Here is a 14490-nt window from a genome sequence, read left to right on the forward strand (position 1 = left end):
GCGTTGGCCCGTCCCGTCCTCACCAGCGAACCCGTCGGCGTGCCCGCGCGCCGCGCGGCGCTGCGCCTGCTCGATGGCGTGCTGCGCCGCGGCCTCGCGATCGAAGCGCAGCTCGATCGCGCCACGCAGGGCCTTGCCCCCAGCGATCGCGGGCTTGCCCATGCCATCGCCGCCGAGACGCTGCGCTGGCTCCCCGATCTCGACCTGCTGATCGATTCGGCAACGCGCAACCGCATCGCCGATGATGCCAAGGCGCGCATGGCGCTGCGCATCGCGCTGGTGCAGGCGCTGCGCCTCGGCACGCCGCAGCACGCCGCAATCGCCACCGTGCTGCCGCTGGTAGAAGGCGGCCCGCGCAAGCTGGTCCATGGCGTATTCGGCGCGCTGATGCGCGGGCAGGCGGCGTTGCCCGACATGCCCGGCCTGCCCGATCTGGTCGCCGCGCGCTGGGCGCACCAGCACGGCGACGCGATGGTCGAGGCCGCACGCGCGGCGATCGCGCAGCCGCCGCCGATCGACCTCAGCCTCGCCCGCGCCGATGTCGAGGCACCCGAAGGCATCACGCTCGCCGAGCGCCACGTCCGTTTGCCCGCCGGCGCCAGCGTGCCCGCGCTCGATGGCTTCGCCGAGGGCGGCTGGTGGGTGCAGGATATCGCCGCCTCGCTGCCCGCACGCCTGCTCGGCCCCGGTGCGGGCCATGTACTCGATCTGTGCGCCGCGCCGGGCGGCAAGACGCTGCAGCTCGCCGCCGCCGGCTGGGACGTGAGCGCAGTTGATTCGTCGCCCGCGCGCCTCGCGATGCTGGCGCAGAATCTCGAACGCACCGGCCTGACGGCGCGGACGATCACCGCCGATCTCCTGCAATGGTCGCCCGACGCGCCGGCTGACGCGGTGCTGCTCGATGCCCCGTGCAGCGCCACGGGCATCTTCCGCCGCCATCCCGACGTGCTGCACCGCGTCCGCCCGGCCATCGTCGCCGAGACCGCGGCGACGCAGGCTGCGATGCTCGCACGCGCTGCCGACTGGGTGCGACCCGGCGGCCGGCTCGTCTACGCCGTCTGCTCGCTCGAACGCGCCGAGGGCGAGGAACAGCTCGCCCGCTTCCTCGCCGCGCGCAGCGACTATGCGATCGTACCGGTCGAAGCAGACGAACTGCCCGACGGCATTACCCCCGCGCCCGATGGTACGGTGCGCACGCTCCCCGGCATGCTCGAGGATGCCGGCGGGCTCGACGGCTTCTTCATCGCGCGCATGCGGCGTCTCGGCTGAGATTTGGCGCCGCTAAGCGGTTGCCCCGCCTAGCCCGGCTGCTACAGGAACCGAATCATGCAGCAGCCCGTCCGCATCGCCCCTTCGATCCTCTCGGCCGATTTCGCGCGGCTGGGCGAGGAAGTCCGCGCGATCGACGCCGCTGGCGCCGACTGGGTGCATGTCGACGTGATGGACGGCCATTTCGTGCCCAACATCACCATCGGCCCCGCGGTGGTAAAGGCGCTGCGCCCGCACACCGCGCTGCCTTTCGACGTGCATCTGATGATATCGCCCGTCGACGCATATCTCGACGCATTCGCCGAGGCCGGCGCCGATACCATCACCGTCCATCCCGAAGCCGGGCCGCACCTGCATCGCACCATCCAGCGCATCAAGGCGTTGGGCAAGCGCGCGGGCGTGTCGCTCAATCCCGCGACGCCCGCCAAGATGCTCGATTACGTGCTCGAGGAGATCGACCTCGTGCTGGTGATGAGCGTCAATCCCGGTTTCGGCGGGCAGAGCTTCATCACCAGCCAGCTGCGCAAGATCGCCGCGATCCGCAACCAGATCGACAAGCTGGGCAAGCCCATCGACCTCGAGGTCGATGGCGGCGTCGACCAGGGCAACTGCGCCGAGGTGATTGCCGCCGGTGCCGATGCGCTCGTCGCGGGCACCGCCACCTTCCGCGGCGGCGCTGCGGCCTATGCCGCCAACATCGCTGCGCTGAGGGGCGGGTGAACGATCTGCCGTCGATCGATGCCGGCGCCGACGGAATCGAACAGGGCAAGCGGCTGATTCGCCAGGGCGGCGGCGAAGGCCTGTCGCTGTCCGATCGCATCGCCGAGCGTCTCCAGCGCCTCGCCTGGCGCACGCCGCTGCATCATCTGCGGCTGCGCGGCCGCCATCCGCTCAAGCTCATCACCGTCGCCGACGATCCGTTCTTCGGCGATGTCGAGCGCGGGCAGGCGCTACTCGAAGGCATGTTCAGCGTGCGCGGCGAGACGCGCAATCTGCACGACCTGGCACTCGCGCGCGCCAGCTTCTCGCGTGCATTCGGCGAGCATCTGCACAGCTTCGCCTGGTTGCGCGACCTGTCGAGCGTCACCACGCGCGCGCATGGCGCGCCGATCGCCGAGGCGCTGATGCGCCAGTGGATCGAGGCGCATGGCGCGCAGGTGAGTGACCCCGCATGGCGCGCCGATCTGTGGGGCCGCCGCATCCTGTTCTGGGTGGCGCACGCGCCGCTCATCCTGTCGTCGACCGATCTCGTCTATCGCTCGAACGTGCTGCACGCGCTGGCGCGCGGCGCGCGGCATCTCGAGGCGACGGCCGACAAGACGCCGCTCGGCACCGCGCGCATCGCTGCCTGGTGCGGCGTGGTGGCGGCAGGGCTGATGATCCCCGGCGGCGATCCGCGCGTCGCGATCGGCGAGGCGGGGCTGGCGCGTGCGTTACAGCAATCGGTGTTCGGCGATGGCGGCATCGTCGGCCGCGCGCCCGACGGACTGCTCGACGCGATCATGCTGCTCACCATGCTGCGCTCGACCTATTCGGCGCGGCGCAAGGACGCGCCCGAGATCGTCGGCGCGACGCTGACGCGCATGGTGGCGGCGCTGCTCGGCGTCTGTCATGGTGATCGCACGCTGTCGAGCTGGCAGGGCGGTGCGCCGATCCATCCCGATGCGCTCGCCGACATCATCGCCGCCACCGGCGTGCGCACGCGCCCGCTCAGGCAGTCGCGCGAATGGGGCTATCAGCGGCTGAGTGCCGGCAGCACCATCGCCATCCTCGACGCCGCGCCGCCGCCGCTCGCGCGCATCGTCGATACCGGCTGTGCGTCGACGCTCGCCTTCGAGCTGTCCGACGGCGCCAATCGTATCGTCGTCAATTGCGGCGGCGCGCGGCGCCTGATCGCCAGCGTGCCCGACATGCTCGCCGAAGGGCTGCGCACCACCGCCGCGCATTCGACGCTGACGCTGGGCGACAGCAATTCGACCGCGATCCTGCCCGACGGAACACTCGGCAAGGGCGTGACCGAGGTCGAGCTCAACCGCACCGAAACCGACGAGAGCAGCCGCATCGAAGCGAGCCATGACGGCTATGTGCGCCGCCTCGGGCTCAGCCATCGCCGCCAGCTCGTGCTTGCCGCCGGCGGGCGCGATCTGCGCGGCGAGGATGCGCTGCTCCCCGCCGGCCGCGCGCGCAAACGCGGCGGCAGCGGCTTCACCATCCGCTTTCACTTGTCACCCGATGTCGAGGTCGCCGCCACCAGCGACGGTCAGGCCGCGATCCTGCGTCTGCCCGGCGGCGCCTTGTGGCAGTTCCGCGCCCGCGGCGCCGCGCTCGCGATCGAGGACAGCGTGTGGGTCAACGCGCATGGCCGGCCCGTGAGCACCGAGCAGCTCGTGCTGACCGGCGAGGCGCCGGCGGGTGGCGCCACCGTCAGCTGGCTGTTCCACAAGGCCCGCTAACGCGCCGGCGTGGCACGGGGCCTTGCACCCCCGCCGCGCCCGGCCTAACCGCGCGACCATGACCAGCATCCCCATTCGCCGCGCGCTGCTTTCGGTTTCGGACAAGACGGGCATCGTCGAACTCGCCGAGGCGCTCGCACGCCACGGCGCCGAGCTCGTGTCGACGGGCGGCACCGCCCGCGCGCTGCGCGACGCCGGCCTTACGGTCCGCGACGTGTCCGAGTTGACGGGCTTCCCCGAGATGATGGACGGCCGCGTCAAGACGCTGCATCCGATGGTGCATGGCGGCCTGCTCGCGGTGCGCGACGATGCCGCGCATGTCGCCGCGATGGCCGAGCACGGCATCGGCGCGATCGATCTGGTCGTCGTCAACCTCTACCCCTTCGGCGCCACGGTGGCGAAGGGCGCCGGCCGTGACGAGGTGATCGAGAATATCGACATCGGCGGCCCGTCGATGGTGCGCTCGGCAGCGAAGAACCACGCGCATGTCGCCATCCTCACCGATCCCGCCGATTACGCCGCGGTGGGCGAAGCGGGGCAGACCAATCTCGAACAGCGCCGCCGCTTCGCCGCCAAGGCCTTCGCCGCGACTGCTGAATATGATGCCACCATCGCCGGCTGGTTCGCGCATGCCGATCAGGGCGAGGCGTTCCCCGAGCGGCTGAGCGTGCCGCTGCGCCGAGCGCAGACGCTGCGCTACGGCGAGAACCCGCATCAGTCGGCCGCGCTCTACGTCCCCGCCTTCGCGCCACAGGGATCGCTGGCCGATCACCGGCAGGTGCAGGGCAAGGAATTGTCGTACAACAACCTCGCCGACGCCGATGCCGCGCTGGAGCTGGTGAGCGAGTTCCGCGACGCCGACCCGACGGTGGTCATCGTCAAGCACGCCAACCCCTGCGGCGTCGCCACCGCTGCGACGCTGTCCGAAGCCTATGCCGCTGCCTTTGCATGCGACAGCGTGTCGGCGTTCGGCGGCATCATCGCCGTCAATCGCACGCTCGACGGCGCGACGGCGCAGGCGATCGCGGGCATCTTCACCGAGGTCGTCGCCGCCCCCGATGCCGATGACGATGCGCTCGCGGTGTTCGCCGCGAAGAAGAATCTCCGCCTCATCCTTACCGGCGCGCTGCCCGATCCGCGCCGCGCCGGGCTGATGCTGCGTACCGTCGCGGGCGGCGCGCTGGTCCAGTCGCGCGACGGCGGCAGCCTCGCCGATCGCGACCTCAAGGTGGTGACCAAGCGCCAGCCCAGCGAACAGGAACTCGCCGACTGCCGCTTCGCCTGGACCGTCGCCAAGCATGTGAAGTCGAACGCGATCGTCTATGCCAAGGGCGGCGCTACCGCCGGCATCGGCGCGGGGCAGATGAACCGGCTCGAAAGCGCACGCATCGCCGCGTGGAAGGCGCGCGACGCCGCCGAAAAGGCCGGCTGGAGCGAAGCGCGCACCATCGGCTCGGCAGTGGCATCGGATGCGTTCTTCCCCTTTGCCGACGGGCTGATGGCCGCGGTCGAGGCCGGCGCCACCGCCGTCATCCAGCCGGGCGGATCGATCCGCGACGACGAGGTGATCGCCGCCGCCGACGAAGCCGGCCTCGCGATGATCTTCACCGGCATGCGCCACTTCCGCCACTGAGCGAAAATACCTCCCCGTGCCGGGGAGGTGCTGACCGGCCTACCCCGCGCGCGGCTTTTCCCTGGGGAAGTCCGCCGCCACCTCGTCGAGCGCCGGCGCCTTGCGGAACAGCGCGCGATCCTCGTCCTTGAACGCCCAGCGCCACAGCACGAAGCAATAGACGAGCAGCATCACCGGAATACCGATCATCAGCTCGGCCCATTCGAGCTCGCGCGGCAGTTGCACGAAGGCCCAGCCAACGACGCTTGTCGCCAGCACTGCCCAGATGAACGGCCAGCGCCAGGCCGAGACGCGCGCGCCCAGCAGCCGCGCGAGCAGCCGCGCCTTCAGGATCGAACCCAGCCCCAGCGATGCCGCCAGCGCCACCGCAGGCATTGCTGCCTGCCATGCCGGCGGCCAGCCGATGTCGCGCGCCACGAAGATCAGCACGAAGCTCAGCGCCACCTGCACGCCGAGCAGCGCGATCGAGAGCATCAGGTTGCGGTGCCGCGCGACATAGACGAGCCCCGCCTCGCTCACCGCGCCGTTCGCGGCCAGAACCTCGGCCAGCAGCAGGAAGCACAAGGCGCCCGCACCCGCCACGAATTGCGGCCCCACCACGCCCATCACGCCTTCAGCGGGAATGCCGCCGATCAGCGCGAGCGCGGCCTGCGCCGCCATGATCCAGAATCCCACCTGTCGGATCTGCGCCGCCACCGCGGGCCGGTCGCCCTCGGCGAGCCGCTTGGTGATGACCGGCCCCAGGATCGGGTCGAAGCTCGTCTTCAGTTTCTGCGGCAGCGAGGCGACCTGCTGCGCCATGTAATAGATGCCCACCACCGCCGGCGCGAAGAACAGCCCCAGGATGAAGCGATCGACATTGCGGCTGCCCCATTCGAGCGCGTCGGCACCCGCGAGCGGCGCATTGCGCCGTGCGAGCGCGAACATCGGCGCCAGATGCGGCCGCCATCCGCGCGGCAGGCCGTAGCTCTTGAGGAACGGCACCATCGAGGCGACGAGCGCCGCGAGCATCGACAGCACATAGGCGAGGATGAGCCCGTCGCGCGACGAGATGTACGAAAGCGCCCAGGCGGCGATGCTGATCGTCCAGGGTTCGATGATCGCGCGCGCCGTCACCGTCGCCTTCACATTATGCCGATAGGCAAGCGCCGCCAGCGACACGTCGGACCAGGCGATCGCGAAGACGATGAACGGCAGCAGCCGCTCGAAGCCGATGACCTGGCTATTGGGATACATGACCTGCGGGAACGCGATCAGCACCGCCGATCCGATCAGCGCGGCGATCAGCGCGACGACCAGCGCATCCCAAACCACATGCGCGTGCGGACGATCGGTGGTCGAAAGCGCTTCGGCCAGCCCGCGCTTGAGGCCCAGCGTGGCGAGCAGCGCCGCCAGCTCGACCACCAGCACCGCGATGGCGAAGCGGCCGACGATCTCGGGACCATAGACGCGGCCCGCGATGAACAGGAACGGCAGGCGCGCCGCCAGCCGCAGTACGAAGCCGAAGATGTTGGTTCGCCCGCCCTTGGCGAGCGCGGCGATATCGTCGTCGGGCTGCGATGCGGCCGTGCTCATGCCGTGCCGCGCGCGCGATCGAGCCGGCGCATCATCGGCGTCACGGTGATGCCGTGCAGCAGGATCGATAGGACTATCACGAGACCTGCCGCCCCCCAGATGCGGTACGGTTCATCGAACGACGCATGGTTGAGGCCATAGGCGAGGTAATAGACCGAACCCAATCCACGAATGCCGAAAAAGGCGATGACGAATTTTTCTTGTGGCGCGCGTGTCACACCGGCAAGCGCGATCCAGCCTGCCAATGGCCGCACCACGAACAGCGCCAGCAGCGCGAACCACAGTTCGCGCCAGCTCACCAGCGCCAACAATCCGCCGGCGGTCAGCATCCCGCCGAAGAAGAACAGCATCACCATCATCAACAGCCGTTCGGTCTCGTCGGCGAAATCGTGCATGCGTTCGTTGAATTCGTGATCGCGTGAAGCGCGGCGCAGCATCAGACCGGCGAGAAAGACCGCGAGAAAGCCGTAACCGTGCAGCAACTCGCATACCGCATAGATGGTCAGCGTGACGCCCAGCGCGACGAAACCGTCCCCCGTCCTCGAAAGCGTGTTGCCGCGAAAGCCGTAGATCAGCTTGCCGAACGCCCAGCCGCCGGCAACACCGACCAGCGCACCCATCGTCAGGCGCAGGATCACGGGCTCGATCAGCCACTGCTGCCATACCGGCCAGCCCCAGCCGCCCGCTGCGGCAAGTATCGCCAGATGCACGAAGGGAAACGCCGCCGAATCGTTGAGACCGGCTTCGGAGGTGAGCGCGAAGCGCGCCTCGTCGTCTTGTTGCGAATCGGGTGACTCGATCTGCACGTCCGAGGCCAGCACCGGATCCGTCGGCGCGAGCGCAGCAGCCAACAGCAACAGCGACGCCGCGCCGAGCCCGAACAGCGCCTGCCCCAGCAGAAAGAACAAAGCGATACTGATCGGCATCGCGATCAGGATGAGCCGGGCCGTGAGCTGCCATTGCAACGGCTTGAAATGGCGATCGATCTTCAGTCCCGCCCCCATCAACGAGATGATGACGATCAGCTCGGTCGCATGTTCGACGAGGTCGGGCCCGTCGAGAGGATGCAGCGCGAACTGATCGAACTGCTCGAATGAGAAGACCACCGCACCCAGCGCAACGCAAAGGATCGGCAGCGATAGCGGCGCTCGCTTGAGCCCGAGCGGCGCCCATGCGACGAACAAGGTGAGCAGCCCGAAGCCGAGCAGCGCCGGCACGTACAGATCGAGCAGCCCCGGCGGCGCTGCCGGCAGCGTCAATGCGCAGCACCCCAGCTCGGGCCGACGCCGATCTCGACGCCGAGCGGCACGCTCAGCTGCACGAGCGGCTCGGCGGCGGTCGCCATCACGCGCTCGATCACCGGGCGCGCCGCCTCGACATCGCCTTCGGGCAACTCGAACACCAGTTCGTCATGCACCTGCATCAGCATCCGCACATTGGGCAGTCCGGCCTCGATCAGCACCGGTCGCATACGTGCCATCGCGCGCTTGATGATGTCGGCGCTGGTGCCCTGGATCGGCGCGTTGATCGCCGCGCGCTCGGCGCCCTGCCGTTCGTGCTGCACCTTGGAGGCGATGCGCGGGAAATGCGTCTTGCGGCCGAACAGCGTGGTGGTGAAGCCGCGCTCGCGCACGCCCTGCGTCGTTTCGGCGATATAGCGGTTGATGCCGGGAAACCGCTCGAAATAGCGGTCGATCATCGCCTGTGCCTCGTCGGCGCTGACGTCGAGCCGCCCGGCCAGCCCCCAGCGGCTGATGCCGTAGAGGATGGCGAAGTTGATCGTCTTGGCGCGCCCGCGCGTATCGCGCGTCACCTCGCCGAACAGCTCCTGCGCGGTCATCGAATGGATGTCGTCGCCGCGCGCGAAGGCCTCGCGCAGTTGCGGCACGTCGGCGATGTGCGCCGCCAGCCGCAGTTCGATCTGCGAATAGTCGGCCGCGAGGATGACGTTGCCCGGTTCGGCCACGAAGGCGTCGCGGATCTGGCGGCCTGTTTCCGTGCGGATGGGAATGTTCTGGAGGTTGGGATCGGTCGACGAAAGCCGCCCCGTCTGCGCGCCGGTCAGGCTGTAGCTGGTATGGACTCGGCCCGTCTCGGGATTGATCTGCGCTTGCAGCGCGTCAGTATAGGTCGATTTGAGCTTCGACAGCTGCCGCCAGTCGAGCACCATCCGCGCGATCTCGACGCCGTCGGCCGCCAGTCGCTCGAGCTCGTTGACGTCGGTCGAATAGACGCCCGACTTGCCCTTGCGGCCGCCCTTCAGCCCCATCCGGTCGAACAATACGTCGCCCAGCTGCTTGGGACTGCCGATCGTGAACGGCCCCCCGGCGGCGGCATGGATGCGCGTCTCGAGTTCGGCCATCTGTCCCGAGAACGTCTCGGACAATCTCGCGAGCGTCGGCGCATCGACCTTGACGCCCGCCATCTCCATGTCGGCCAGCACCGCCACCAGCGCGCGGTCGACGCGCTCGTACACCGTCGTCGCCTGCTCATAGGCGAGCCGCGGCTTCAATCGCCGCCACAGCCGGAGCGTCACATCGGCATCCTCGGCGGCATAGCGCGTCGCCGCCTTCAGATCGACTTCGTGGAAACCGAGCTGCTTCTTCCCCGTCCCCACCACGTCCTTGTACGCGATGCAGCTGTGCGACAGATGGGTCGCGGCGAGCTCGTCCATGCCGTGGCCGTGCAGGCCGGCATCGAGGTCGAAGCTCATCACGATCGTGTCGTCATAGGGCGCGACGTCGATGCCGGCGCGACGCAGCATGATAAGGTCGTATTTGAGATTGTGCCCGATCTTCAGGACGCTCGCGTCCCCGAGCAGCGGCTTCAGCTTCGCCAGCACCGTCTCGCGCGGCAGCTGCACGGGCTTCTCGGCGAACATGTCGCTGCCGCCATGGCCGATGGGGATATAGCAGGCCAGATTGGGATGCAGCGCCATGCTCACCCCCACCAGCTCGGCGCGCATGCAGTCGAGCCCCGTCGTCTCGGTATCGATCGCCACCCAGCCCTGATGCCGCGCGGCGACGATCCAGCGATCGAGCGCGTCCTCGTCGGTCACGGTCTCGTAGCCGTCATGGTCGCAGGGGGGATCGTCCTCCTGCGCGACGGGCGCCGCCGCGCTGGCTACCGGCGCGTCGGCCACTGCCGAGAGCTTGGCGAGCAGCGAGCGGAAGCCGTGATGTTCCAGAAAGGCGCGCAGCGGCGCGTCGGGAATCCCCTTCAGCTCGAGCTCGTCGAGCGGATCGGGCAGCGGCACGTCGCATGCCAGCGCCACGAGCTTGCGCGACAGCCGCGCCATGTCGGCGTGTTCGATCAGATTGTCGCGCAGCTTGCCCTTCTTCATGTCGGGCGCGGCGGCAAGCACGGCTTCCAGATCGCCATGCTCCAGGATCAGCTTGGCTGCGGTCTTGGGCCCCACGCCGGGAACGCCGGGCACATTGTCGACGCTGTCGCCCATCAGCGCCAGCACGTCGCCCAGCTTCTCGGGGCCGACGCCGAACTTCTCTTCGACATGCGCGCGGCCCAACCGGCGGTTGTTCATCGTGTCATAGAGGTCGAGGCTGCCGTCCTCGACGAGCTGCATCAGGTCCTTGTCCGACGATACGATCGTCACCTGCCACCCCTGCGCCAGCGCCGCCTTGGCATAGCTCGCGATCAGGTCGTCGGCTTCCCAGCCCTCCTCCTCGATGCACGGCAGGCTGAACGCGCGCGTCGCGTCGCGGATCATCGGGAATTGCGGGACCAGATCCTCGGGCGGCGGCGGGCGGTGCGCCTTGTACTGGTCGTACATGTCGTTGCGAAAGCTCTTGCTCGACTTGTCGAGAATCACCGCCATGTGCGTGGGGCCATCGGCCTTGTGCAGCTCGTCGGCGAGCTTCCACAGCATCGTGGTATAGCCATAGACCGCACCCACCGGCTCGCCATGCACGTTGGTGAGCGGCGGCAGCCGGTGATAGGCGCGAAAGATATAGCCCGAGCCGTCGACGAGATAGAGATGTGGCATCGCGGCGGATTAGCAGCGCGCACGGCAGCGCGCTACTTGATAGCGCGCCCAAAGGGTCAGGCGCTCAGCCGCGCAGCTGCTCGTGGTGGCGGATCACTTCCTCGATGATGAAGCGCAGGAACTTCTCGGAAAATTCGGGGTCGAGGTCGGCATCGCGCGCTAGCGCGCGCAGCCGCGCGATCTGCGCTTCCTCGCGGCCGGGGTCGGCGGGCGGCAGCCCGGCCTCGGCCTTGTGGCGGCCAACTGCCTGCGTCACCTTGAAGCGCTCGGCCAGCAGGCACACCAGCGCCATGTCGATATTGTCGATGCTCTGGCGATAGCGCGCCAGCGTCTCGTCGCTCATGCAAGGCCTCCGGTCCGCCGCCCGTCCTTTGGCGGTAGCATTGCCCAAGGGCAAGCGACTTGCGTTTGCGCTTGCGAGACGCCAAGTCGCGCCGTGATGACCGCAACCGTCCATCGCCTCGGCGGCGCCGCCTCGCCCCCCTCGCTCGATCCGATGATCGCGATCACGGCGCATGACATGAACTGCGTCAATGCGGTGATCCTCGATCGCATGCAGTCGGACATCCCGCTCATCCCCAAGCTGGCGGGCCACCTCATCGCCGGCGGCGGCAAGCGGATGCGGCCGATGCTGACGCTCGCGAGTGCTGCGGTGCTCGACTATGCCGGCACGCGGCACCATCGCCTCGCCGCCGCGGTCGAGTTCATTCACACCGCCACGCTGCTGCACGACGATGTGGTCGACGGGTCGGACCTGCGCCGCGGCAAGCGCACCGCCAACATCATCTGGGGCAATCCCGCCAGCGTGCTCGTGGGCGATTTCCTGTTCAGCCGCAGCTTCGAGCTGATGGTCGAGGACGGCAGCCTCAAGGTGCTGAAGATCCTCTCGAACGCCAGCGCCGTCATCGCCGAGGGCGAGGTCAACCAGCTCACCGCGATCCGCCGCATCGACGTGGGCGAGGAACGCTATCTCGAGATCATCGGCGCCAAGACCGCCGCGCTGTTCGCCGCGGCCTGCCGCATCGCCGCCGTGGTCGCCGAGCGCCCCGCCGCCGAGGAAGCCGCGCTCGATGCCTATGGCCGCAATCTCGGCATCGCGTTCCAGCTCGTCGACGACGCGATCGATTACGTCTCCGACGCCGACACGATGGGCAAGGACGCCGGCGACGATTTCCGCGAGGGCAAGATGACGCTCCCCGTCATCCTCGCCTATGCGCGCGGCGATGCCGAGGCGCGCGCCTTCTGGCAGCGCGCGATCCGCGAGGGCGAGGCCGGCGAGGCCGAGCTTGCCGAGGCGGTGGCGCGGATGCGCGAGACGCGCGCGGTCGACGATACGCTGGCGCGCGCGCGCCATTATGGCCAGCGCGCGATCGACGCGCTCGGCATGTTCGCGCCCTCGGCGGCGCGCGAGGCGATGGTCGAAGCCGTCGAGTTCGCGATCGCGCGCGCCTATTGATGCTCGAGATGCGGCCCGATTGCGAACGCTGCGGCACCGATCTGCCCGCCGATGCCGGCGGCGCGTTCATCTGCTCGTTCGAATGCACCTTCTGCGCCGCCTGCGCCGACGCACTCGACGAGACCTGCCCCAATTGCGGCGGCGAACTGCTCGACCGCCCGACGCGCACCGGCGACCGGCTCAGGCGTCACCCGGCTTCGACCGAACGGCGCCATCGCGGCTGAACGGCAGGCGTTTCGTGCGGGCGCGTCCTCTGGTAGCGAGGCCGCCATGACCGTTCCGCGCATCCTGATCGTCGCCGGCTCCGATTCGGGCGGCGGCGCCGGCATTCAGGCCGACATCAAGACCGCGACGATGCTCGGCTGCCATGCGATTACCGCGATCACCGCCGTCACCGCGCAGAACACGCAGGGCGTCGATGCGGTGCACCCCATCCCCACCGACATGGTGATGGCCCAGATCGATTGCGTGGTGCGCGACATCGGCGTCGATGCCGTCAAGATCGGCATGATCGGGTCGGCGCGCACCGCGCTCGCGCTTGCCGACCGGCTGGCCGAGATGCCCGGCCTGCCCGTCGTGTTCGATCCCGTGATGGTCGCCACCTCGGGCGCGACGCTCGCCGATGATGCCACGATCGCCGCGTTCGAACGGCTGATGCGCGTCGCCACACTCGCCACGCCCAACCTGCCCGAGCTAGCCGCGCTGGTCGCGGGCGGTGAGGCCGCGCAACTCGTCGCGCGATTCGGCTGCGCGGTGCTCGCCAAGGGCGGGCATGCCGAAGGCGCCGAAGTGACCGACCGGCTCTACCGCGCACCACGCGAGGGACAGGCGCCCGAGATCGCGTGGAGCGATCCGCGCATCGACACGCCCGCCACGCACGGCACCGGCTGCACGCTGTCGACCGCGATCGCGTGCGAGCTCGCCAAGGACTGGTCGCTGGCCGAGGCGATCGCACGCGCGCGCCGTTTCGTGCGGATCGCGATGCAGGACGCCGCAGGGCTGGGGCGAGGCCATGGGCCGATGGCGCAGCAGGCGGTGCGGCTTGATCTCAACCAGTCGCGCTGGTCGCCGATGCTCAACCACGTCACGCTGCCCGCGAGCGATCTTGCCGCCAGCGAGCATTTCTACCGCCGGCTCGGGCTCAGGCAGATCGTCCGCGCCGAACCGCGCTATGCCCGCTTCGAGACCGAAGGTGGCGCGACGCTGAGCCTCGAGGCCGAGGAAGCGCTCGCCGCGCCGATGCTGTTCCTCGAATGCGGCGACCTCGACGTGACGGTCGCCTATCTCAAGGCGCAGGGCATCGCGTTCACGCAGGAGCCGCGCGACGAAAGCTGGGGCTGGCGCGAAGCGCGAATCGCCGATCCGGCGGGCAACATCCTGTGCCTGTATCAGGCCGGCGAAATGCGCCGCTTTCCGCCATGGCGGCTTGCCGATGCCTGACTATCTGCTCGAGGCGCGCCACGCCGGCCCCGTCGCCGGGGTGGACGAGGCCGGGCGCGGGCCACTGGCGGGGCCGGTGGTGGCCGCCGCCGTCATCCTGGATCGCGCCTGCATTCCCGATGGCCTGAACGACTCGAAACAGCTCACCCCGGCCAAGCGTGCGGCGCTGCACCAGCGGCTGGCCGAATGCGCGACGATCGGCGTCGGCATCGCCAGCGTCGAGGAGATCGATGCGATCAACATCCTGTGGGCGACGATGCTGGCGATGACGCGCGCGGTCGAGGCGCTGTCCGTCGCACCCGCGATGGTGCTCGTCGACGGCAATCGCTGCCCCGGCTGGCAATGGCCAAGTGAGGCCGTGGTGGGCGGCGACGCGCGCTCGCTGTCGATCGCCGCCGCCTCGATCGTCGCCAAGGAAACGCGCGACGCCATGATGCGCGACTATGACGCGCAATATCCCGGCTATGGCTGGGCATCAAACAAGGGCTATGGCGGAAGTGCACACAAGGCGGCGTTGTGCACGCTTGGCCCCACGCCGCTGCACCGCCGCAGCTTCGCGCCCGTGCGCGAGGCCGAGCTGCTGCTGGCGATGCCCGCTCCCGCGCGCTGACCCGCGGACTCGGTTCGTCGCATCGGCGCCTGGTGAGTCCAGCGCGCCACA

The 14490-nt window shown here is 69.2% G+C and carries 12 protein-coding genes; 8 read left to right on the forward strand and 4 right to left on the reverse strand.

Going from position 1 to position 14490, the window contains the following annotated elements; translation table 11 throughout:
* The first annotated feature begins 3 nt into the window (after positions 1 to 3).
* The 4 genes from FBR43_RS01545 to purH are packed head-to-tail and all read left to right on the forward strand — an operon-like array spanning position 4 to position 5355.
* On the forward strand, positions 4 to 1269 hold the full coding sequence (locus FBR43_RS01545; protein ID WP_249276394.1) for an RsmB/NOP family class I SAM-dependent RNA methyltransferase: 1266 nt from the start codon (positions 4 to 6) through the stop codon (positions 1267 to 1269).
* Positions 1270 to 1326: 57 nt separating this feature from the next.
* A complete protein-coding gene (gene rpe / locus FBR43_RS01550; RefSeq protein WP_136941474.1) occupies positions 1327 to 1989 on the forward strand; it encodes a ribulose-phosphate 3-epimerase in 663 nt (220 codons plus the stop codon).
* Positions 1986 to 3722 (forward strand): heparinase II/III family protein, encoded by a 1737-nt coding sequence (locus FBR43_RS01555; RefSeq protein WP_136941475.1) that lies wholly within the window; start codon positions 1986 to 1988, stop codon positions 3720 to 3722. Before rpe ends, FBR43_RS01555 begins: the two co-directional genes overlap by 4 nt.
* A gap of 58 nt (positions 3723 to 3780) precedes the next feature.
* Positions 3781 to 5355: a bifunctional phosphoribosylaminoimidazolecarboxamide formyltransferase/IMP cyclohydrolase gene (gene purH / locus FBR43_RS01560; RefSeq protein WP_136941476.1), complete on the forward strand. Its 1575-nt coding sequence runs from the start codon at positions 3781 to 3783 to the stop codon at positions 5353 to 5355.
* 39 nt (positions 5356 to 5394) lie between these two features.
* Here the strand turns inward: purH and FBR43_RS01565 are convergent, their stop codons facing one another.
* The 4 genes from FBR43_RS01565 to FBR43_RS01580 all read right to left on the reverse strand — a co-directional run bounded on the left by FBR43_RS01565 (position 5395) and on the right by FBR43_RS01580 (position 11276).
* Positions 5395 to 6930 (reverse strand): lipopolysaccharide biosynthesis protein, encoded by a 1536-nt coding sequence (locus tag FBR43_RS01565; RefSeq protein ID WP_136941477.1) that lies wholly within the window; start codon positions 6928 to 6930, stop codon positions 5395 to 5397.
* Positions 6927 to 8189 carry a cation:proton antiporter gene (locus FBR43_RS01570; protein WP_249276395.1) on the reverse strand — a complete coding sequence of 421 codons (1263 nt, stop codon included), beginning with the start codon at positions 8187 to 8189 and terminating at the stop codon, positions 6927 to 6929. The genes FBR43_RS01565 and FBR43_RS01570 overlap by 4 nt, the downstream gene beginning before the upstream one ends.
* Positions 8186 to 10933 carry a DNA polymerase I gene (gene polA, locus FBR43_RS01575; protein WP_136941478.1) on the reverse strand — a complete coding sequence of 916 codons (2748 nt, stop codon included), beginning with the start codon at positions 10931 to 10933 and terminating at the stop codon, positions 8186 to 8188. Before polA ends, FBR43_RS01570 begins: the two co-directional genes overlap by 4 nt.
* A gap of 64 nt (positions 10934 to 10997) precedes the next feature.
* The gene (locus tag FBR43_RS01580) at positions 10998 to 11276 is read right to left on the reverse strand and encodes a chorismate mutase (protein WP_136941479.1); all 279 of its coding nucleotides are present in this window, start codon (positions 11274 to 11276) and stop codon (positions 10998 to 11000) included.
* 96 nt (positions 11277 to 11372) lie between these two features.
* On the opposite strand from FBR43_RS01580, the gene FBR43_RS01585 reads away from it, so the two are divergent.
* The 4 genes from FBR43_RS01585 to FBR43_RS01600 are packed head-to-tail and all read left to right on the forward strand — an operon-like array spanning position 11373 to position 14439.
* Positions 11373 to 12389 carry a polyprenyl synthetase family protein gene (locus FBR43_RS01585; RefSeq protein WP_136941480.1) on the forward strand — a complete coding sequence of 339 codons (1017 nt, stop codon included), beginning with the start codon at positions 11373 to 11375 and terminating at the stop codon, positions 12387 to 12389.
* Complete coding sequence (locus tag FBR43_RS01590) at positions 12389 to 12613, forward strand: DUF1272 domain-containing protein (RefSeq protein WP_136941481.1); 225 nt, start codon at positions 12389 to 12391, stop codon at positions 12611 to 12613. The genes FBR43_RS01585 and FBR43_RS01590 overlap by 1 nt, the downstream gene beginning before the upstream one ends.
* A 46-nt stretch (positions 12614 to 12659) precedes the next feature.
* Complete coding sequence (gene thiD / locus FBR43_RS01595; protein WP_136941482.1) at positions 12660 to 13829, forward strand: bifunctional hydroxymethylpyrimidine kinase/phosphomethylpyrimidine kinase; 1170 nt, start codon at positions 12660 to 12662, stop codon at positions 13827 to 13829.
* Complete coding sequence (locus tag FBR43_RS01600) at positions 13822 to 14439, forward strand: ribonuclease HII (RefSeq protein WP_136941483.1); 618 nt, start codon at positions 13822 to 13824, stop codon at positions 14437 to 14439. Before thiD ends, FBR43_RS01600 begins: the two co-directional genes overlap by 8 nt.
* Positions 14440 to 14490: the final 51 nt, after the last annotated feature.

Origin of the sequence: Sphingomonas baiyangensis, assembly GCF_005144715.1 — a bacterium.
In the GTDB taxonomy this organism is placed as follows: domain Bacteria; phylum Pseudomonadota; class Alphaproteobacteria; order Sphingomonadales; family Sphingomonadaceae; genus Sphingomonas; species Sphingomonas baiyangensis.

Excerpts from the sequence above, each read along its gene's own strand:
- rpe (WP_136941474.1), top strand. The coding sequence starts at position 1,327 with ATGCAGCAGCCCGTCCGCATCGCCCCTTCGATCCTCTCGGCCGATTTC.
- purH (WP_136941476.1), top strand. The coding sequence starts at position 3,781 with ATGACCAGCATCCCCATTCGCCGCGCGCTGCTTTCGGTTTCGGACAAG.
- FBR43_RS01565 (WP_136941477.1), bottom strand. The coding sequence starts at position 6,930 with ATGAGCACGGCCGCATCGCAGCCCGACGACGATATCGCCGCGCTCGCC.
- polA (WP_136941478.1), bottom strand. The coding sequence starts at position 10,933 with ATGCCACATCTCTATCTCGTCGACGGCTCGGGCTATATCTTTCGCGCC.
- FBR43_RS01580 (WP_136941479.1), bottom strand. The coding sequence starts at position 11,276 with ATGAGCGACGAGACGCTGGCGCGCTATCGCCAGAGCATCGACAATATC.
- FBR43_RS01585 (WP_136941480.1), top strand. The coding sequence starts at position 11,373 with ATGACCGCAACCGTCCATCGCCTCGGCGGCGCCGCCTCGCCCCCCTCG.
- FBR43_RS01590 (WP_136941481.1), top strand. The coding sequence starts at position 12,389 with ATGCTCGAGATGCGGCCCGATTGCGAACGCTGCGGCACCGATCTGCCC.
- thiD (WP_136941482.1), top strand. The coding sequence starts at position 12,660 with ATGACCGTTCCGCGCATCCTGATCGTCGCCGGCTCCGATTCGGGCGGC.
- FBR43_RS01600 (WP_136941483.1), top strand. The coding sequence starts at position 13,822 with ATGCCTGACTATCTGCTCGAGGCGCGCCACGCCGGCCCCGTCGCCGGG.